This window comes from Spongiibacter sp. C9W (assembly GCF_057370015.1).
This window is the reverse complement of sequence record NZ_CM170672.1, coordinates 3420790-3440353: the sequence shown is the minus strand read 5'-3', so window position 1 is coordinate 3440353 and position 19564 is coordinate 3420790. Positions and strand designations below refer to the sequence as shown.

Annotated in this window: 23 protein-coding genes; 2 read left to right on the top strand and 21 right to left on the bottom strand. The window is 55.7% G+C overall.

Annotated elements, in window-relative coordinates; genetic code table 11:
* Window positions 1-67 precede the first annotated feature (67 nt).
* Together AC2Q8J_RS16315 and AC2Q8J_RS16310 are read left to right on the top strand one after the other, a co-directional pair.
* On the top strand, window positions 68-481 hold the full coding sequence (locus AC2Q8J_RS16315; RefSeq protein ID WP_204995914.1) for a YbaN family protein: 414 nt from the start codon (window positions 68-70) through the stop codon (window positions 479-481).
* A gap of 2 nt (window positions 482-483) precedes the next feature.
* Window positions 484-1197, top strand: a complete 714-nt coding sequence (locus AC2Q8J_RS16310) for a ZIP family metal transporter (RefSeq protein WP_288363484.1) — start codon at window positions 484-486, stop codon at window positions 1195-1197.
* A gap of 13 nt (window positions 1198-1210) precedes the next feature.
* Here the strand turns inward: AC2Q8J_RS16310 and AC2Q8J_RS16305 are convergent, their stop codons facing one another.
* The 21 genes from AC2Q8J_RS16305 to accA all read right to left on the bottom strand — a co-directional run bounded on the left by AC2Q8J_RS16305 (window position 1211) and on the right by accA (window position 19535).
* Window positions 1211-1603, bottom strand: coding sequence for a group III truncated hemoglobin (locus AC2Q8J_RS16305; protein ID WP_204995916.1), 393 nt, complete (start codon window positions 1601-1603; stop codon window positions 1211-1213).
* Between the two features lie 31 nt (window positions 1604-1634).
* Entirely contained in the window at window positions 1635-3050 is a 1416-nt protein-coding gene (gene der, locus AC2Q8J_RS16300) for a ribosome biogenesis GTPase Der (RefSeq protein WP_204995917.1), read from the bottom strand.
* Window positions 3051-3089: 39 nt separating this feature from the next.
* Window positions 3090-4241: an outer membrane protein assembly factor BamB gene (gene bamB / locus AC2Q8J_RS16295; RefSeq protein ID WP_204995918.1), complete on the bottom strand. Its 1152-nt coding sequence runs from the start codon at window positions 4239-4241 to the stop codon at window positions 3090-3092.
* Between the two features lie 8 nt (window positions 4242-4249).
* Window positions 4250-4936, bottom strand: a complete 687-nt coding sequence (locus tag AC2Q8J_RS16290) for a YfgM family protein (RefSeq protein ID WP_204995919.1) — start codon at window positions 4934-4936, stop codon at window positions 4250-4252.
* Between the two features lie 25 nt (window positions 4937-4961).
* Window positions 4962-6236: a histidine--tRNA ligase gene (gene hisS / locus AC2Q8J_RS16285; RefSeq protein WP_486451815.1), complete on the bottom strand. Its 1275-nt coding sequence runs from the start codon at window positions 6234-6236 to the stop codon at window positions 4962-4964.
* Window positions 6237-6266: 30 nt separating this feature from the next.
* Entirely contained in the window at window positions 6267-7379 is a 1113-nt protein-coding gene (gene ispG / locus AC2Q8J_RS16280; protein ID WP_204995921.1) for a flavodoxin-dependent (E)-4-hydroxy-3-methylbut-2-enyl-diphosphate synthase, read from the bottom strand.
* Window positions 7376-8152, bottom strand: coding sequence for a helix-turn-helix domain-containing protein (locus tag AC2Q8J_RS16275; protein WP_486451814.1), 777 nt, complete (start codon window positions 8150-8152; stop codon window positions 7376-7378). Before AC2Q8J_RS16275 ends, ispG begins: the two co-directional genes overlap by 4 nt.
* A 5-nt stretch (window positions 8153-8157) precedes the next feature.
* Window positions 8158-8946: a type IV pilus biogenesis/stability protein PilW gene (gene pilW, locus AC2Q8J_RS16270; RefSeq protein WP_486451813.1), complete on the bottom strand. Its 789-nt coding sequence runs from the start codon at window positions 8944-8946 to the stop codon at window positions 8158-8160.
* 12 nt (window positions 8947-8958) lie between these two features.
* Entirely contained in the window at window positions 8959-10107 is a 1149-nt protein-coding gene (gene rlmN / locus AC2Q8J_RS16265; protein WP_027873634.1) for a dual-specificity RNA methyltransferase RlmN, read from the bottom strand.
* A gap of 12 nt (window positions 10108-10119) precedes the next feature.
* Window positions 10120-10548: a nucleoside-diphosphate kinase gene (gene ndk / locus AC2Q8J_RS16260; protein ID WP_027873633.1), complete on the bottom strand. Its 429-nt coding sequence runs from the start codon at window positions 10546-10548 to the stop codon at window positions 10120-10122.
* Between the two features lie 126 nt (window positions 10549-10674).
* Window positions 10675-10875: a Fe-S cluster assembly protein IscX gene (gene iscX, locus AC2Q8J_RS16255; protein WP_027873632.1), complete on the bottom strand. Its 201-nt coding sequence runs from the start codon at window positions 10873-10875 to the stop codon at window positions 10675-10677.
* A gap of 28 nt (window positions 10876-10903) precedes the next feature.
* The gene (gene fdx / locus AC2Q8J_RS16250; RefSeq protein ID WP_204995925.1) at window positions 10904-11242 is read right to left on the bottom strand and encodes an ISC system 2Fe-2S type ferredoxin; all 339 of its coding nucleotides are present in this window, start codon (window positions 11240-11242) and stop codon (window positions 10904-10906) included.
* Between the two features lie 10 nt (window positions 11243-11252).
* Entirely contained in the window at window positions 11253-13103 is a 1851-nt protein-coding gene (hscA, locus tag AC2Q8J_RS16245) for a Fe-S protein assembly chaperone HscA (RefSeq protein ID WP_486451812.1), read from the bottom strand.
* A 31-nt stretch (window positions 13104-13134) separates the two neighbouring features.
* A complete protein-coding gene (gene hscB / locus AC2Q8J_RS16240; RefSeq protein WP_486451811.1) occupies window positions 13135-13671 on the bottom strand; it encodes a Fe-S protein assembly co-chaperone HscB in 537 nt (178 codons plus the stop codon).
* Window positions 13672-13763: 92 nt separating this feature from the next.
* On the bottom strand, window positions 13764-14087 hold the full coding sequence (iscA, locus tag AC2Q8J_RS16235) for an iron-sulfur cluster assembly protein IscA (RefSeq protein ID WP_027873628.1): 324 nt from the start codon (window positions 14085-14087) through the stop codon (window positions 13764-13766).
* A gap of 20 nt (window positions 14088-14107) precedes the next feature.
* The gene (iscU, locus tag AC2Q8J_RS16230; protein ID WP_204995927.1) at window positions 14108-14491 is read right to left on the bottom strand and encodes a Fe-S cluster assembly scaffold IscU; all 384 of its coding nucleotides are present in this window, start codon (window positions 14489-14491) and stop codon (window positions 14108-14110) included.
* 24 nt (window positions 14492-14515) lie between these two features.
* Complete coding sequence (locus tag AC2Q8J_RS16225; protein ID WP_486451810.1) at window positions 14516-15730, bottom strand: IscS subfamily cysteine desulfurase; 1215 nt, start codon at window positions 15728-15730, stop codon at window positions 14516-14518.
* A 57-nt stretch (window positions 15731-15787) separates the two neighbouring features.
* Entirely contained in the window at window positions 15788-16264 is a 477-nt protein-coding gene (iscR, locus tag AC2Q8J_RS16220) for a Fe-S cluster assembly transcriptional regulator IscR (protein ID WP_027873625.1), read from the bottom strand.
* Between the two features lie 145 nt (window positions 16265-16409).
* Window positions 16410-17192, bottom strand: a complete 783-nt coding sequence (gene trmJ / locus AC2Q8J_RS16215) for a tRNA (cytosine(32)/uridine(32)-2'-O)-methyltransferase TrmJ (protein ID WP_036255995.1) — start codon at window positions 17190-17192, stop codon at window positions 16410-16412.
* A 53-nt stretch (window positions 17193-17245) separates the two neighbouring features.
* Complete coding sequence (tilS, locus tag AC2Q8J_RS16210; RefSeq protein WP_486451809.1) at window positions 17246-18565, bottom strand: tRNA lysidine(34) synthetase TilS; 1320 nt, start codon at window positions 18563-18565, stop codon at window positions 17246-17248.
* 19 nt (window positions 18566-18584) lie between these two features.
* Window positions 18585-19535, bottom strand: a complete 951-nt coding sequence (gene accA / locus AC2Q8J_RS16205; protein WP_286695866.1) for an acetyl-CoA carboxylase carboxyl transferase subunit alpha — start codon at window positions 19533-19535, stop codon at window positions 18585-18587.
* Window positions 19536-19564 lie beyond the last annotated feature (29 nt).

Here is a 19564-nt window from a genome sequence, read left to right as displayed (position 1 = left end):
CTGACAAAAACGATCAGCGCGCTAAAATGCCACAGACAACAAACCCAGAGGTCGTACGCCACTCAACATGAAGTCACCCTACGAGCACCGCAATCCCGTCATCCGCTATAGCCTGATCGCCATAGGCTGGCTGTCATTTGTCTTAGGGATGATCGGCTTATTGCTGCCCGTGGTGCCGACATCGCCTTTTTTGATTCTCAGCGCCGCCTGCTTTCTTCGCAGCTCGCCCAAGTTCTATCGCTGGCTAACTGAGCATCCCTGGTTCGGTGTGTACATTCGCTATTACATTGAGGGGCAAGGCATTCCCAAAAAGATAAAGGCGCTGATCATCACTGTGCTGTGGATAATGATGTTAAGTAGCGCCTTTTTGATCGTGCGAATCCCCTGGGTAAGCGCCGTGCTGTGCAGCATCGCCGCGCTAGTCAGTATCTACATACTGCGCCAACCCACCCCGGATGCTGAGCAGAGCGAGTCTGAATAAGTATGTCCGACATTCTGCAAATAATGCTCTACGCTGGACTGGCCGGCGTCGCCATTCCCATAGGCGGCCTGCTGGCACGCGTTGAACACCTCGGCCCGGATTGGCTAGAGAACGAATTTCGCCACTTCGTTATCGCCTTTGGCGGCGGCATCTTGCTGGGCGCGGTTAGCTTGGTTTTAGTGCCGGAAGGCCTGAAAGGCATGGACATGCCGGCTCTGGCCATCATCACCATTGTGCTGGGTGGCCTGTGTTTTTTCGCCATTGAGAGAGCAATGGGCTTGCGGCGACGAGAGTCACCACAATTAATGGGGATGATGCTCGACTACATCCCCGAAGCGATCGCCCTGGGCGGGCTGATGGCGACGGGGTCACCGACGGCAGCACTGATGGCGCTGCTGATAGGATTACAAAACCTGCCCGAAGGCTTCAACGCCTACCGTGAGCTCAATCAAATCAGCGCCAACGCGCGCCGTAGCTTGAGAATAATGTATGCCTTTGTGCCGCTGGGACCTATCGCCGGCCTACTCGGTTATCTGTTCCTGGGCGATGCACCAGGCATCTTAGGTGGGATTATGCTGTTCGCTTCAGGCGGGATTTTGTACCTGATATTTCAGGATATTGCACCGCAGTCGCGGCTCGACAAACACTGGGCACCGCCTCTCGGGGCAGTTATGGGGTTTTGCCTGGCGCTGGCAGGCACCATGCTTAGCCATTAACACTGGGCGCCCTTCAGGATGACAGGGCGTGTTCCATATTGGTGGCGATGCGCTTGGCGATCATTTTGGCGCGCTCAGTTTTGGGGCCGGCAAAATGACTATCCGCAGTTTGCTCGAAGTAGCTCAGCCAACGTTCAAAATCGGCAGACGTCAGGGTTTGCTTGGCGTGAAGTGCACGGTGAATATTCATGGTGTGGCGCTGGTAATTATCACCGCCCAGCAGCAGTTTCTCCCAGTACGCCTGAATTCGCGGAAAATGCTCACGAATATCGATGTTGGCAACATCGATAAAAATGGGTGCCAGGCGCTCATCGGCCAGCAAGCGCTCGTAAAACGCCTCGACAAACTCACGAATACGCTCGGGCGTATCCATATCGGCATTGGCAGGCGTGGTAGGCAAAGACATATTCACAACGCTTTTCACGGACGATTGCGCGTTAACGCCCGCGTTTTTTCTTGTTTTCTTTCTTCTTAACAAAGCTGACCAAGCGTCGCTTGCGGTCTATTTGGCGCTTGCTAAGCTGATTCTTCTTGCCCTCGTAGGGGTTGTCGGAGGTTTTGTACTCAATGCGGATGGGCGTGCCCACCATATTCAGCTCGCGGCGGAAAACTTTCTCCAGATAGCGCGTATAGCTATTGGGCACCTTGCTGGTTTGATTGCCGTGAATCACCACGATCGGCGGGTTGTGACCACCGGGGTGGGCATAGCGCAGTTTGATTCTGCGACCATTGATCATCGGCGGCGCATGGTCGTAGACCGCCCCTTCCAGGATCATCGTTAAACGGCGGGTTTGCAGATCTTGGGTCGCAGAGCGGTAGGCCTTTTCTATCGACTCATACAAATGCCCTACCCCCGTACCATGCAGGGCAGAAATGAAATGCACTTCAGCAAAATCGATGAATTGCAGGCGGCGGTCCAACTCCGTCTTGATACGGTTTTTCTGGTCGGTGGTCAGGCCATCCCATTTGTTGATCGCGACCACCACCGCGCGTCCGGCATCGACAACTTGCCCCAACAAGTGAAGGTCCTGATCGACGATATTCTCGCGACCGTCCATCACCAAAATCACCACATTGGCGTCATCGATGGCCTTGAGGGTCTTAACAATTGAAAACTTTTCCACCGCTTCGTTAATGTGGCGGCGCTTGCGCACGCCCGCGGTATCGATCAGGGTATAGGGTTCCCCATCGCGCTCATAATTGATGTACACACTGTCGCGGGTGGTACCCGGCTGATCGTAGACGACAACGCGATCTTCGCCGAGCATGCGGTTAACCAGGGTGGACTTACCCACATTTGGCCGGCCAACTACCGCTATTTTTTTACCGGTGGCTTCTTCTCTTTCGGCGGCTTCATCAGCCTCGGGAAACAGGGCGAGAACATCGTCGATCAGCTTGCGCACACCCTTGCCGTGCGTCGCAGTCAGAGGATAAATCGTCGAGGCGCCGGTTTGGTAAAACTCCGCCATGGCCACATTGGGGTCGGCGCCATCCACTTTATTGGCAACGAAAAACACCGGTTTCGAGCAGCCACGCAGGTGGTTAACCAGCCCCTGGTCAGCAGGCATCAAGCCGGCACGCGAATCTAGCATCAGCAGCACGGCATCCGCTTCATCAATGGCCTGCAATGACTGCTGCGCCATCGCTTCATCAATGCCCTCTTCATCGCCGTTGATACCGCCGGTATCAATAACGATGAAATGGCGATCACCGAGAATGGCATCGCCGTATTTGCGGTCGCGGGTCAGCCCGGGAAAATTCGCCACCAAGGCATCGCGGCTCTTGGTTAAGCGATTAAACAATGTAGATTTGCCCACATTGGGGCGGCCGACTAAGGCGATTACCGGAACCATACTTCTCTTACCTGAATATACACCGCGTCAGCCAATCGACTATCGATCGGTAACTTTATACGCTACCAATTTACCGCTGTTGCCGTAGACGTATAGCAGCTTTCCATCCACCGCCATGGGCGCTCGCAGGCCGTCGCTGTCTACCCGCGTGCGGCCGATAAGCTGGCCATCTAATTGGCCCAGCAGATGCAGGTAGCCGTCAAAATCGCCAACCGCAACAACACCGCTTAACGCCGCCGGCTCTGTTAAGCGCCGACGCGCCAATACGGTTTGCGTCCAAACAATGCTCTGGCCACCTTCGGCAATCGCACTAACACCGCCTTCGGCGTCGACCACGTAGATGTTACCGAGTGCTTCGGCCGCGCCCACGTAGCTGGAATTGTCTTTCGCCCACAGCGGTCGGCCGCTGGCAATATCAATGGCGATCACTTTGCCCTGATATCCGTTAACGACCACAATTTGCTCGTTTTCAATCAACAGCAAGCGGCCGTCGACGTCGACCAGACGATCAATTTCGGTACTGCCCTGCGCGACCGCTACGCGCTGTTCCCAACGCACGGTGCCAGTATCGGCGTCCAGAGCAACAATCCGGCCATTGGCCAAGCCCACCAGGGCAACACCGCGAACAATCACCGGGCTGCTGGTGCCGCGCATGGTAAGGCGAGGAACCTGCGAGGTATAAGTCCACAGGCGCTCTCCCGATTCGGCATTCAGGCCATGTACCAAGCCACTGTAGGTTTGCACCACAACGACGCTACCATTGCCCGCCGGTGCGCCAAGTACCTCACCGCTGACCGCCGTGCGCCACAGCTCGTCGCCACTGAGGCGGTCCAACGCGACCACTTCACCGTCGGCAGTTCCCACATATAACTGCGTCGAGGCAACACCCACGCCACCGGAGATGTTCAGCTCGTGGTATTCCTTCCAGAGTTTTTTGCCGGTCTTTTTATTCAAGGCCGCTACACCACCATCTGCCGAGGCAATGAAAATTTCATCGCCATCGATAGCCGGTGCAATACGGTAGTAAGACTCTCCTTGCCCATCTCCCAGAGAGTAAGACCAAGCCTTTTTGAGTCGTTTTTGCTCGTCAAAGCTTGTCAGCGGCGCGGGGTCGCTGCTTTTCGGGGTCGAGGAGCAGGCCGCCAGCACACTGCCTAGCAGAATAAATACGAGTGGGCGCAACAGTGACATAGCCATTCCTAGTTTTGAGCCGTGGTATTTTTGTCAGCGCCTTGTTCGGCGGCCAGGCTGTTAATTTTCATTTTTAACAGCGGATTATTCAGCGGGTTTTCCTGTTGACGATTAATCGCGTCAGCTTGGCGGTAGGCCTCAAGCGCTGCAGCCTTGTCGCCCTGCGCACGCATCACGTCGCCCTGCAATTCCAGAGCCTGCACAGCAGCACTGCCGTCTTTCAGCCCCTCAGCAATCGCCAGCGCGGCATCGAGTTCGCCCTTGGCAAATTGCACGCGAGCCAAGCGCAACTGCGTTTGCGCCTTTATCGCCGCATCTGGCCCCTGCGCCAACACCCAATTCAGCTCAGCTTCTGCAGCGTCGTAATCGCCGTCATTGACAGCATATTTCGCCTGGATAAGCGCCGCGTATTGGGCATAGCTATGGCCTGAAAACCCGTCTTTTAGCGTATTCGCCAGGTGCTCAGCGGTTTCGCGCTTGCTGCCGTTACTTTGCACGGCGGCGTCGGCCTGCAGCAGATTCTCATAGAGCACCGAGGCCTCAGCAGCGCGGTCAGCCTGATAGTTATTCCAGCCACGCCAGCCGAATACCAAGCTCAGCGCAATGGCCACGCCCAGCACGGTAGACTTGCCGTTTTCGCGCCACCAATGCTTGATAGCTTCTACTTGTTCTTCTTCTGTACGGTAGGTTTCCACGTTCTTCCTCAAGCCTTCAGCTGTCTTACAACAGCGTTGTTTTAATATGTTCAGCCAGATCGCTGATAGCCAATTGTTGCTGGTTCGGTTCACCACGCAAGACCTTGACCGTTACCTGCTCGTTGGCCAGCTCGTCTTCACCGAGAACAACGGCCACGGCGGCGCCACTTTTATCCGCTTTCTTAAACTGGCTTTTAAAGCTGCCACCGCCACAGTTAAGCACGACCTTCACCGCAGGCAGCGCGTCTCGCAGAGACTCCGCCAGGCTCAGAGCGCGAATTTCGCAGGCTTCGCCATTGGCGATGATATAGACATCAGCAAGGGGTTTTGATTCCGGCAGCGCCTCTAGGGTTTCCAGCAGCAGACACAGCCGCTCCAAGCCCATTGCAAAGCCCACCGCCGGGGTCGCTTTGCCGCCCAATTGTTGCACCAGGCCATCGTAGCGCCCGCCAGCGCAAACCGTTCCCTGCGCCCCCAGCGCCGTCGTCGTCCATTCAAACACTGTGAGGCCATAGTAATCCAGCCCCCTTACCAGTTTCGGGTTCAGGGTGTAACTCAGGCCAGCCGCGTCCAAGCGCGCACAAAGACCGTCGAAGTGTGCCTTGGAGGCATCGTCTAAATAGTCAGACAATAACGGCGCATCACTCAGCAAAGCCTGAGTTTCGGGCACTTTACTGTCGAGAATCCGCATCGGGTTGGTGTCCAAACGACGCTGGCTGTCAGCGTCTAACTGGTCTTTATACTGGCTGAGATAATCCACCAAGGCCTGGCGATAGCGGCCGCGGGACTCGCTGTTGCCAATGCTGTTTAACTCCAGCGTCAGGGCGTCGCTGATTCCCAAGTGCTGCCATAGACGTGCGCTGAGCAAAATCAGTTCGGCGTCAATGTCGGGGCCATTTAAGCCAAAGGTTTCGACACCAATTTGATGAAATTGACGCAAGCGCCCCTTCTGCGGGCGCTCGTGACGAAACATCGGCCCGGCATACCACAGCCGCTGAACTTGATTGTGCAGCAAACCATTTTGGTCGCAGGCGCGCACACAGCTTGCGGTGCCTTCCGGGCGCAAAGTCAGACTATCGCCGTTGCGGTCTTCGAAGGTATACATCTCCTTCTCGACGATATCAGTAACCTCGCCAATAGAGCGCTTAAACAGCTCGGTTTGCTCCAAAATGGGGAAGCGAATTTCCCGGTAGCCGTAGCGCGCCAACAGCGTCGCCACTGTGGACTCCAGGTACTGCCATAACGGCGAGTCCTCGGGGAGGATGTCATTCATCCCGCGGATCGATTGAATTCTAGCCAAGTGTTTACCTATTACCACTGCACCCGATGCTTAGCTGCGGGCGATCAGGTCCTTGTCTTGTTGTTCTTTGAGAGCCACTTTTTCGCGGATCAGTTTTTCAAGGTGATCCACCAACTCGGGGTTTTGCACTTTGTGATCTTTCTGGCCGTTAACGTACACCAGGTTATTGGGCGTACCGCCAGTCAGGCCAATTTCCGCTTCTTTCGCTTCACCAGGGCCGTTAACAATACAGCCGATCACGGCGACATCGAGAGGCGTGGTGACATCTTCCAAGCGCGATTCAAGTTCGTTCATGGTGCCAATAACATCAAAGTTTTGGCGGGAACAACTCGGACACGCGATGAAATTGATGCCCTTGGTGCGCAGCTTCAGGCTCTTGAGGATTTCGTAACCAACTTTTACTTCCTCTACCGGATCGGCAGCCAGCGACACTCGAATTGTATCGCCGATGCCATCCATTAATAGCATACCCAAGCCCACGGCAGACTTGACGGTACCGCCGCGCAAGCCACCGGCCTCGGTAATACCCAGGTGCAGAGGCTGCTCAATTTGACTGGCTATTTGCCGATAGGCCGCCACCGCCATAAAGACATCGGAGGCCTTCACACTCAGCTTGTAGTCTTGAAAGTCGAGACGATCGAGAATGTCGATGTGGCGCATCGCCGACTCCACCAATGCCTCGGGAGTGGGCTCGCCATACTTGCGCTGCAGCTCTTTTTCCAATGACCCGGCATTCACGCCAATACGAATGGGTATATTGCGTGCTTTTGCGGCGTCGATAACGGCGCGCACGCGATCTTCCCTGCCGATATTGCCCGGGTTGATGCGCAGACAATCCACGCCGTATTCCGCGACCTTCAAGGCAATTTTGTGATCGAAGTGAATATCGGCCACCAGCGGCACATTGACTTGCTCGCGGATTTTCTTAAAGGCTTCTGCGGCGTCCATGCTCGGCACCGAAACCCGCACGATATCTGCACAGGCATCTTCCAGACGCCGAATTTGGGCCACCGTCGCGTCGACATCACAGGTGTCGGTATTCGTCATACTCTGCACCGAAATCGGTGCGTCGCCGCCCACAGCGACATCGCCGATAAATATCTGGCGAGACTTGCGGCGTTTAATGGGTGATTCCATCTTCATAATTCACCAATCTGCACACGCACGGCGTTGCTTTCTGCCAAGCCATTGAGGTCAACAGCCTGCTGGTTGTAGGTAATTTCCAGTGCCGGCCAATACGCTATGGCGATTTGCACTGGCCCTTGGAGGTCGAGTTCCTGCTTTTGCCCAGCGTCAATATTGCCGCTGAACTGCATAGCATTGTTGGCATCGCGCACTTCCACCCAGACCGTTTCGTCGGCGAGCAGCGTCATGCTGACATCATGCAATAGTTCGGGCGGGACTCGCTGGGCCGTGCCGCTGTCCGGAAGTTGTAGCAGCGACTCACCCAGCGATGGCCTTGCGCGCAACTCTACCAGCGGCGCATAGCGCTCCTCAATCAAGCTGAGCTGTATTTCCGGCTGTTTTTGGCCGTTGAAGAGCAACACGCTCAACCCCCAAATCAGCAGCGTTCCCAGCAGGGCAAACAGTAACTTTGCCTGACCCGGCGCACGCGTTTGTCCCTGGGGGCGCTTTTTGGCGGCCTGCTCTTCATCGCGGCGACAAATACGTTCGCAGTCATTGAGCAGCGGTGCTTCGTCCAGCCCAAAATAACGCGCGTAGCTGCGTATATATCCCCGGGCAAACATTGGCGAGTTAAAACGGGAGTAGTCGTTACTTTCTAGCGCCTCAACGTGGGTCTTCAACAGGTTCAGCGCCTCAGCCACCTCTTCAACGCTTTTGCCGGCGCTCAGCCGTGCATCGAGCAACACGGACCCGGGCGGCGCGGTATAGTTGTCGTTTGAACCTTGGCCCATAGCCCTTACTGCCCCACCGAGTTTAGCGAGGCTTTATACAGCAGATATTCTTCTGATTTAGGGTAAAGATTTTTTAACGCCAGTACATTGCTCGCATAGGCATCGCGGTCGTCAAAGATCTGAGCCAGGCGAATTCCCAGCCACAGCGATGCCGCTGAGGGGCGAACGCCCTGCTCGCGAAACGCATCGTAAAAGCGCTGGGATTCCGGATATTTTTTCTGACGATAGGTCACTTCAGCCATCGACAGCAGAACTTGCGCATTGCTGCTTTGCATCAGGAGTGCACGCTTAAAGGCGGCTTCAGCCTTGGGCAATTCATCCAGCTTCAGGTAGCAGCGCCCAAGGTTGATAAAGGCTTCCAAACGGCGTTCGTAAAGTAGTTCAGCGGTAACAATTTCGAGGTTCTCAGCGGCCTCGCGATACTGCTCTTGCTGGTACAAAAACGCCGCAAAATTGTTGCGGATGCGCATCGATTTAGGTGCTTCAGCCACTGCGCGCCGGTAATACTTCTCAGCCATCTCCAGCTCTCCGGTATTCTGGTATACCAGAGCGAGGGCTTCCATGGTTTCGGCGTTATGGGGGTTGCTCTCTTCAACGTATTGAAGGTGGCGCTTTGCCTGCTCCCAATTGCCTTGGGCGATATAACTTTTCGCGAGCTGGAGTGAGGTCTCGTAAGCTTTTTGCTCGTCGGCTTTCTCGGCGAAGCCGCCCTTGTGAGTCGTTACACACGCGGACAGTAGCACCGCCAACGCACAGCTCACGATTAATGGGTACTTTTTCGGTCCTGCTGGCACCTGTGCCCCCCTTTACATCACCCGAATGATTTGTGTTTCTTCCGCTTTTCGACGATGACGCTCTGCGCGACGAGTGCGGTCTTGCACCTGGCCGGCTAGCTGGCCGCAGGCGGCGTCAATATCGTCGCCACGCGTCGTTCTCACCGTCGTCACGTAACCGGCGTCGGTCATCACCTGCCAAAATCGTGATACCGCCGACTTCGACGGCCGCTGATAGTCTGACAGAGAAAAAGGGTTAAAGGGGATAAGATTGACCTTACAGGGTAAATCACGCAAGACCTGAGCAAGCTCTCTTGCCTGATCCATGCTGTCGTTAACCCCTGCAATAAGGGTGTACTCTACGGTGACCACACGATGTTTGTCGGGCTGCTTATCGAGGTAACGACGACATGCCGCCAACAATTCCGCAATAGGATAGCGGCGGTTGATGGGCACCAACTCATTGCGGAGCGCGTCATTAGGGGCGTGAAGTGACACCGCCAGTGACACCTCTGATACGTCGCCCAGCTTATCCAGCATCGGCACCACACCCGATGTGCTGAGCGTAACCCGGCGCTTGGACAAACCGTAACCGAAGTCGTCCATCATCAGGTTGGTGGCATCCACCACATTCTCAAAATTTAGCAGCGGCTCACCCATGCCCATCATCACTACATTGGTGACGACGCGATTCTTACCGGGGCCAAAGGCATCGTAGGATTTGATTGCGAGCCACACCTGGCCGAGGATCTCTGAGGCGGTGAGATCCCGCTGGAAACCCTGTTTACCCGTTGAACAAAAACTGCAATCGAGACTGCAGCCGACCTGAGATGACACGCACAATGTGCCGCGTTGGCCGTCGGGAATAAACACCGTTTCAACTAAATTATTGCCGCCGACTTCAATCGCCCACTTTCGCGTGCCGTCTTTGGAGTCGAGCTGGCGCACCACTTTTGGCGGACGAATCTCGGCAAGCTCACCCAGCTTGGCACGCAGCGCCTTACCGAGGTTGCTCATTTGCTCGAAATCGTCAACACCGGAGTGGTGAATCCACTTCAGGATTTGCTGGGCACGGAAGGGCTTCTCGCCAATGGAGACCAACCAAGCCTCCATTTTTGAGCGCGTCATTCCAAGCAGGTTTACCCGCTCAGTGTGTTGAGTGACTGCCTCTTGCACTTCCATGCCCCACCCCTCTTATGCGCGCTCGCAGAGCTCGCTAGTGGCGAAGAAGTAAGCAATTTCACGCGCAGCAGACTGCTCAGAGTCAGAACCGTGTACTGCATTGGCATCGATAGACTCGGCGAAATCCGCGCGAATGGTGCCTGCTTCCGCTTCCTTCGGGTTAGTCGCACCCATCAGCTCGCGGTTTTTCAAAATCGCGCCTTCACCTTCAAGCACCTGCACAGTGACAGGACCAGAGGTCATGAAGTCAACCAGAGCGGGAAAGAATGGACGCCCTTTGTGCTCAGCGTAGAAGCCTTCGGCTTGCTCGCGGCTCAAGCGCAGCATTTTTGCCGCGATGATTTGCAGGCCCGCTTTTTCGAAGCGGCTGTAAATCTCACCGACAACGTTTTTGGCAACTGCATCGGGTTTTACAATGGAAAGGGTGCGTTCAACGCCCATCTGAGTATCTCCAGCTTAAAGTTCAAAAATTGGGGCAAGCCCCCGAAAAATCGACGGAATTATACGCGTATTCGCCCGAAATAGGTACGCACTCGCTGCGCTGGGCTCAGGCACAATTACCGAGGGCTAGTCGCGCTCGTCCAGCCACGCCGCTTGAATCGCCTCCAGCACTTTCTCGCCACTGCGCTTAGGATCATCATCGAACTCATCCAGCTCCACAACCAGGCGGTGCAGATCCACAAAGTTAATGTATGTTGGGTCGATATCAGGGTGTTTTTCGGCGAGTTCAATGCCGATATCCAGTACATCCGTCCATTTTATACCCATGGTTTACTCCCCTTGCGACACAGAAAGTCTAGTGGCGTTCAGACACCATATTGATGGTGTAACGCGGTATTTCGACCACGAGGTCTTTATCCGTTACTACTGCCTGGCAACTGAGCCGGGATTCCGGCTCCAGCCCCCAGGCCTTATCCAGCATATCTTCTTCAAGCTCGTCAGCTTCATCGAGTGACTCAAACCCTTCGCGAACGACAACGTGACAGGTCGTGCAGGCACAGGACTTCTCGCAGGCGTGTTCAATCTCGATACCATTGGCTAGCATGGCGTCGCAGATGGTCTCGCCGCTGGCAACTTCCAGCACCTCACCTTCTGGACAAAGCGTCTCGTTTGGCAATACAACTATGCGCGGCATGATGCGCTCCTTACAGTTCGTCTACTCGCCGTCCGGCGAGGGCTTTTTTGATACTCGCGTCCATGCGGCGCTCGGCGAAGGTTTCACTCGCAGCGCCTACAATTTCTATTTGGCGGGCGATACTCGCCGCAGTGCCACTGGCTTTTTCATTGTGGAGCTGCTCCATCTTGGCCAGCAGCTCGCGCTGCTCTTCTTCACTGAGCAAAGCCTCGCCGTCGGCGAGCAATGCCGCAGATAGCGACTGCAACAGCGCCTCTGCTTCAACCTGCTGCTCGCGAAGCGCGCGCGCTTCTTTGTCTTCGCCAGCGGCATCGAACGACGCCGTCAGCATATCGGCGATATCGGTGTCGCTTAGCCCGTAAGAGGGCTTAACTTGAATCTGACTCTCCACGCCGGTGGTTTCTTCTCGGGCCGATACTTGCAACAAACCATCGGCATCAACCTGGAAAGTCACCAGTATCCGTGCAGCCCCGGCTACCATCGGCGGAATACCGCCAAGCTCGAAGCGCGCCAGTGACCGGCAGTCGTCGACCAGCTCTCTCTCGCCCTGCACCACGTGAATGGCCATGGCCGTTTGACCATCCTTGAAGGTGGTAAATTCCTGGGCCATCGCCACCGGGATAGTGGTGTTGCGATGAATCACCTTTTCGGTCAAGCCACCCATGGTTTCAATACCCAAAGACAGGGGAATGACATCGAGTAGCAGGGTTTCGTCTCCGCTGCGATTACCCACCAACTGGTCCGCCTGCGAGGCCGCTCCCAGCGCCACCACTTTGTCCGGATCAAGGTCGACCAACGGCTCACGGCCAAACCACTGGGCGACACGTTCGCGCACACGCGGTACCCGCGTCGAGCCGCCGACCATCACCACGTTAAGAATATCGTCACTGCTTAGCTTGGCATCACGCAAGGCTCGCTTGCAGGCACGAATCGCGCGGTCAATTAAGGGGTCCACCAGCGCATTGAATTGCTCTCGCGCTAATGACAGCGTCTGCTCAGCAACACGCAGCTCTGCCGTCTCTGCGCTGGTCAAGCATTCTTTGGCGGCGCGGCAGGCATCGAGTAATTGGCGGCGCTGGCGCGCATCAAGGTTCGACTCGCCGGTCTGCTCCATTGCCCAGGCAGCAATAACTTGGTCAAAGTCGTCACCGCCCAAAGCAGAATCGCCCCCCGTGGAAAGCACTTCAAAGACGCCTTTACTCATCTGCAACACAGAAATATCGAAGGTGCCACCACCCAGATCGAAAACGGCAATGGCGCCCTCTTCTTTTTCATCCAGGCCGTAGGCAACAGCGGCCGCAGTGGGTTCGTTAAGCAGGCGCAGCACATTCAGCCCGGCCAACTTGGCCGCGTCTTTGGTTGCTTGGCGCTGACCGTCATCAAAATACGCAGGCACCGTGATCACAGCCCCCTGAAGCTCACCACCTAAACTCTGCTGAGCGCGCTCAGCCAGCGCGCGAAGGATTTCTGCAGACACTTGCACAGGCGAGCGCACTCCCGCGCGCGTGTTCAAGCTCACCATTCCCTCAGTATCGATCAACTCATACGTTGACAACTGTTCGGTGGCACTGACGTCGGCATAACTACGCCCCATTAAACGCTTCACTGACGCCAAGGTATTGCTGGGATCTTCTGCCGCAAACGACTGCGCCTCGTCCCCCACAATCACACTGCCGCTGTCCGCGTAGTGAACCACGGAGGGCAGCAGTGCACGCCCTTGCTCGTCAGCCAACACTTGCAGGCTGCCGTTTCGGAAGGTGGCAACAAGGGAATTCGTCGTCCCCAAATCAATACCCACTGCAAGTTTGCGTTGGTGGGGCTCGGGGCTCTGCCCCGGTTCAGAGATTTGCATTAACGCCATATTGTCTTTCCATTTGCTGCGGTGAAAGGAACTAAAAATCCAGCAACTCGCCTTCTTTTTGTTCCGCTTCGTAGCGCAGCTTTTCTAAGAATTGCAGCTTGGCATAACTCGACTTTGCTGCGTCGTAGTCACCAAGCTCATAGAAGCCTTGAAATTCTTGCCGTTGAGACCTCAAGGCATTATCCACATCGGCATAAAAACGATCGAGCGCCTGCTCAGGGTCTTCCGCGTCATGCAAGTCCGACAACTCCTCTCGAAGCTGCATTTGCTGCATTAGAAACTCAGGATCCTGGAAGGTGGTGGCACTGGTGTCGACGGCATGCCCCGCGAGTTTGAGCATATAGGCCGCCCGCCGGGTTGCCGAGCGAAGCGTTTCGTAAGCTTCGTTGATTTGCGCCGACTTCTGCACAGCCAACAAGCGCTGGCGCTCGTCACCACCGGCAAAACGGTCTGGGTGAACACTGCGCTGCAACTGCCGATAGCTTGCCGTCAACGCGGCCTGGTCAATGTCGTACGACTTTTCCAACCCAAGCAAAGTAAAGAAATCCAGTTGAGAGCCCTCACTCACGATTCACCCCATGGCGAAAAAACGCCGCCCCAAATACGCAAAAGGCGCGATCGGCATAAACCGAAACGCGCCAGCAGATGCCGACAAGCCTGTTAAACGGTAAAACTTTCCCCGCAACCGCACTCTGCAGACACATTCGGATTATTAAACTTCAGGCCCTCATTGAGCCCTTCTTTAACGAAGTCTAACTCCGTACCGTCGAGGTAGACTAAGCTCTTGGGGTCAATAAACACCGACGCCCCAAAGGCCTCAAATACTTTGTCTTCCGCCTGCACTTCATCGACGAACTCAAGCACGTAAGCCATACCGGAACAGCCTGACGTGCGCACACCTAAGCGAATTCCCAGGCCGCGCCCTCTGCCAGCAAGCTGGCGCTTTATATGCTCAGCGGCAGACTCTGTCAGCGATATTTTCATTGCTTCAGCCACCATGCGACTTAAGCACCCTTCTTCTTGCGGTAGTCCGAAATGGCAGCTTTGATTGCATCTTCCGCCAACACAGAGCAGTGGATCTTCACCGGCGGCAGCGCCAACTCTTGTGCGATCTCGGTGTTTTTAATGTGCTCGGCTTCATCGAGCGTTTTGCCCTTCACCCACTCGGTAAGCAGTGAACTAGAGGCAATGGCCGAACCACAGCCGTAGGTCTTAAACTTGGCGTCTTCGATAACGCCTTCGTCGTTGACCTTGATCTGCAGACGCATAACATCACCACAGGCAGGCGCACCCACCATGCCGGTGCCAATTTCATCACTGGCATCATCAAACTTACCGACGTTACGCGGGTTCTCGTAATGGTCGAGTACTTTTTCACTGTAAGCCATTTGTCGTCCTCCTCCGGAGCTACCTTAGTGGGCAGCCCATTCAATGCTGTCTAAATCAACGCCGTCTTTGTACATATCCCAAAGAGGAGACAGCTCTCGCAATTTGTCTACCGCTTTGCGCACCTGCTCAACGGCATAGTCCACTTCCTCGTCGGTGGTGAAACGGCCAAACGAGAACCGCAGTGAGCTGTGCGCCAGCTCATCATTCAAACCCAACGCGCGGAGCACATATGAGGGCTCCAAGCTGGCCGAGGTACACGCCGAGCCTGAAGACACCGCCAAGTCTTTCAGCGACATAATCAGTGACTCCCCTTCAACAAAAGCTAGGCTAATGTTGAGGTTGCCCGGCAAGCGCTGCTCCATAGAGCCGTTCACATGAACCTGCTCAATATCTTTGAGGCCATTCCAAAAGCGCTCGCGCAGTGCCAGCGAGTGCGCGGCATCTTTTTCCATTTCCTGGCGGCAAATTTCGCACGCTTCACCCAGACCCACTATTTGGTGGGTCGGCAGGGTACCAGACCGCATACCGCGCTCATGGCCACCACCGTGCATCTGCGCTTCCAGACGCACACGCGGCTTGCGGCGCACGTAGAGCACACCAATGCCCTTGGGGCCATATAGTTTGTGAGCCGAAATGGACAGCAAATCGACCTTCATTTCCGCCAAATCGATAGGCAGTTTACCCGCGGTTTGCGCGGCATCGACGTGAAAGACAATTTTGCGCTCGCGGCATAATTCGCCGATCGCCGCGATGTCGTTAATTGTGCCGATTTCGTTATTGGCGTGCATGATGCTGACAAGCACAGTGTCGTCGCGCAGCGCCTGCTCCACTGCCTCTGGCGTAATAATGCCATCGGCATTCGGGTCCAAATAGGTCACATCAAAACCTTCGCGCTCCAACTGGCGACAGGGGTCAAGAACCGCCTTGTGCTCAATCTTCGAGGTAATAATGTGCTTGCCCTTCTTGCTGTAGAAGTGTGCCGCACCTTTAACCGCCAGGTTATTGGACTCAGTCGCACCCGACGTCCAAACAATTTCTCGCGGATCAGCGTTGAGTAGATCAGCCACTTGGCGACGCGCATTTTCTACCGCTTCTTCCGCCTTCCAACCAAACAGGTGAGATCGCGACGCGGGATTGCCGAACACGCCTTCAGTGGTCAGGCACGCCATCATCTTTTCAGCAACACGCGGGTCTACCGGCGTGGTTGCGGAATAATCCAGATAAATTGGCAACTGCATATTTCTCTCCTCGTATCGGGGCGGTATCGCCCCTCGCGCCACAGCGCGTTTGAATGCTTAATCGATGGCGGTAAGCACGATAGTTTGCTCGGATTCGCCGCGCAGCCGTTGCCGCGCCGATACCGCCTGTACATCTCTACGCTGTACCAAGCTCGCTAGACTGATATCACTGAGAAAATGATGAATCTGCTCGCTTAAATCAGACCACAGGTGATGCGTTAAACAGGTGTGACCGTCCTGACAATCGCTCTGCCCAGAGCAACCCGTGGCATCGACCCGCTCGTCCACGGCGTCGATAATTTCGGCCACAAAAATCTCTTCACCCGGCCGACTTAAGCGATAACCACCGCCAGGGCCGCGTATACTCCGCACCAACTCCCGGCGCCGAAGCTTTGCAAACAGCTGCTCAAGGTACGACAAAGAAATATCCTGACGACTGGAAATATCAGCCAGACTGATAGGGCCTCGGTCGCCATACAGCGCCAAGTCGAGCATCGCAGTAACTGCGTATCGTCCTTTCGTCGTTAATCGCATAAACGTACCTAATCTCCGTAGGGAGATTATGCAATAACCTAGTATTTCTATCAACTATTTACCCGATTAATTTAGTCGGGTATGTCGCAGGAACGCGACGGAGCGGCGGCGCATTATAGCCCCTGGGGGCCGCGTACTCCACCTTCTAGCCTTCCTGCCCGCCATCCTCTCCACGCTCTTTGGCTTTGCGCACCCAATACTGGGTGGACGTGAGTATGCCGCGCAGAATATTGACCTCCATCTCATCGAGACGGGTGCGCTGATACAAGCGCCGAAGGCGAAGCATCAGTTTCTTGGGTGCCTCAGCGCGCAGGAAGTTGATGTCGTAGAGAGTTTCCTCAAGGTGCACCAGATAACGCTCCAGTGCCTCAGCCTCGGCTACCGGCTGGTCCCACTCAGCCATCGCATTGGCATCCAACTCGCCCGCCACCTGCAACATGCGCAACTCGTAAGCCATAACCTGCACGGCCATACCCAGGTTAAGTGAGCTGTATTCGGGGTTAGAGGGGATGTGTACATGCAAGTTGCAGCGCTGGAGCTCTTCATTTGTCAGCCCCCTGTCCTCGCGACCAAACATTAGCGCAACGCGATGGCCAGCACCGGCCTCGCGATACACCTCTTCCATGCAATGGCGCGGATTAAGCAGGGGCCAGGGCACCGTTCGCTCCCTGGCACTTGTACCAACGACCAAATGACAATCGGCAATCGCCTCATCGAGGGTTTCACAAACCACAGCATTGTCGAGAATATCGCCGGCACTCGCCGCACGCCACGTTGCCTCATCGTGGGGAAATTTGCGCGGCGCAACCAGATACAGCTGCGACAAGCACATATTTTTCATGGCGCGGGCAACCGCACCGATATTACCCGGGTGAGAAGTATTGACCAGCACAATGCGGACGTTATCGAGAGAATGAGTATCTGTCATGGTTGGCGCCTTGATTACAAGCCGCGCATTCTACCAGAGGCCAGCGCAGGGAGTCAGTGCCCGGCGACATCCTGCCAACATACTTGCCAACCGTCGCCCTTCGGCGCGGAAAAGCCCTCGCACACCGCCAGATCAGCAATTGCCGCCAATTCCCCATCGCAATAGATAAGAGGCAAACGAGCGCGCTGCAGCGGCGGCAAATCCCACTGTTGGAGCAGTTTTTTGAGCGAGCGGTGGTGCCCCTCACCGGCAAGCTGACAACGTTCCCCACCGCGGCGAAACTCGACAGTCACCTTACCGCTTGGCAAAAACCCCCCACCAGGACGCGCGGACAACACCCCGCACGTCAGGCGAAGGGGCTCCGTCAGCGACCACTGCACAGCCTGAGCATGGGGCTGTTCGGCGATATCTCTGGGCTCAACATACAAGCGCTGCCGGTGACGATAAAACCGCAACGGGCCATGCACGACTTGCGGCTGAGCATCAGCCCGGGACTTAAGAAACTGCTCGGCAAACATATGAAGCTGCGCCTGCTCCAGGCGCAGCTGACAGCGACTGCGCAAGAAATGATTGAGCAGTGGCAGCTGTTTGTGGGCGGAAATGTGTAAGAGTCGCGACAGATCCAGTGTGGCACCGTCCATCAGCGCCCCAAGATCCGCCTCTAGATACTCATCGAGCAGGGCTGCACTGTCCGCGCTGAGCTCCGCCACGCGAGCAAAGCTCCGCCGGTACGCTGGCCAGCGCGCTGCCAGCAAAGGCATGACGTGATGACGCAGGTAATTGCGGTCATAATTCGCCTGGGCATTGCTGGGGTCTTCATCCCAATCCAGCCCCTCCCGCTGCGCGAATACTGACAAACGCTCTCGGGGAACTGCCAATAATGGGCGAAACAAGCGCCCCGCACCCAGCGACCGCAGCGGCGGCATTCCCGCCACGCCCTGCAATCCCGCCCCCCTTAACATGCGCTGCAACACGGTTTCAGCCTGGTCATCGAGATGATGGGCGAGCAACAACACGTCGCCGCGCTGCAATGTCGACTCAAAAGCGCAGTACCGAGCCCGTCTGGCTGCGGCTTCCGGACCCTCACCGTCTTCGCTGACCACCACCCGGTGGACGAGCAAAGGAATATCACGGGCATCACAGAGAGCACGGCAATGCTGCTCCCATTGATCAGCGGCATCTTGCAAACCGTGATTAACATGGACAACGTGAACGGGGGGGAAGTCGCGACACTGCTCGCGCAGTCGCAGCAGAATGTCCAGCAGCACCCGGGAATCCAGGCCACCGCTGTAAGCCAGCCAATAACGCTCAGGCCGCTCGAGCAAAGCAAGAGCGGCCTGAACCTCGCTGACGAGGTCGAGATGATCCGTCATGAAACGACGGCCTCTCTCACTACACAGTGCCGTATGACATCAAACGCTGGTAGCGAATATCCAGCAACTCGGGCTCTGGCAGTGCCTGCAGAGACTCCAACTGCTTTAGGATGTGCTCTTTTACCCGCTCGGCGCTGGCATCAATATCGCGATGCGCGCCGCCCTGGGGCTCAGGAATGGTAGCATCAACGATGCCGAGCTCCTCCAACACCGTAGACGTCAAACCCATTGCTTCAGCGGCATCGGGCGCAAACTCGGTGCTCTTCCAAATAATATTGGCGCAGCCCTCAGGGGAGATCACGAAATAGGTAGAGTATTGCAGCATGGCAATATGATCGCCGACGCCGATACCCAGTGCACCACCCGAGCTGCCCTCGCCAATCACGATACAAATGATAGGCGTTTTCAACCGCGACATTACCGCCAGATTCTGGGCAATGGCCTCGGAGATACCGCGCTCCTCACTGTCGATACCAGGATACGCCCCCGGGGTGTCAATGAGCGTAACGATGGGCAGCTTAAAGCGCTCCGCCATCTCCATCAGTCGAAGCGCCTTGCGATACCCCTCTGGCTTTGGCATACCAAAGTTACGCTTAACCTTTTCGGTAACGCCGCGACCCTTTTCTTGACCGATCACCATCACGGGCTTGCCATCGATTTTGCCAATCCCCCCGACAATGGCGGAATCATCACCAAAATGGCGATCGCCGTGCAGCTCGTCGAAATCGGTAAAGATGCGCCGGATGTAGTCGAGGGTGTAAGGGCGCATAGGGTGACGCGCGATCTTTACGACATCCCAAGGACGCAGTGACGAAAAAATCTTTTCTGTCAGCTTGCTGCTCTTATCCTTCAGCTTGGCTATCTCTTCGCCAATATTGATATCGTTGTCGTTACCCACCAACTGAAGCTCTTCAATTTTGGCTTCCAGTTCGGCAATCGGTTGTTCAAAATCGAGATAATTCGGGTTCATCGCTCTGTTTTATTCGCTCTGTTGACGTC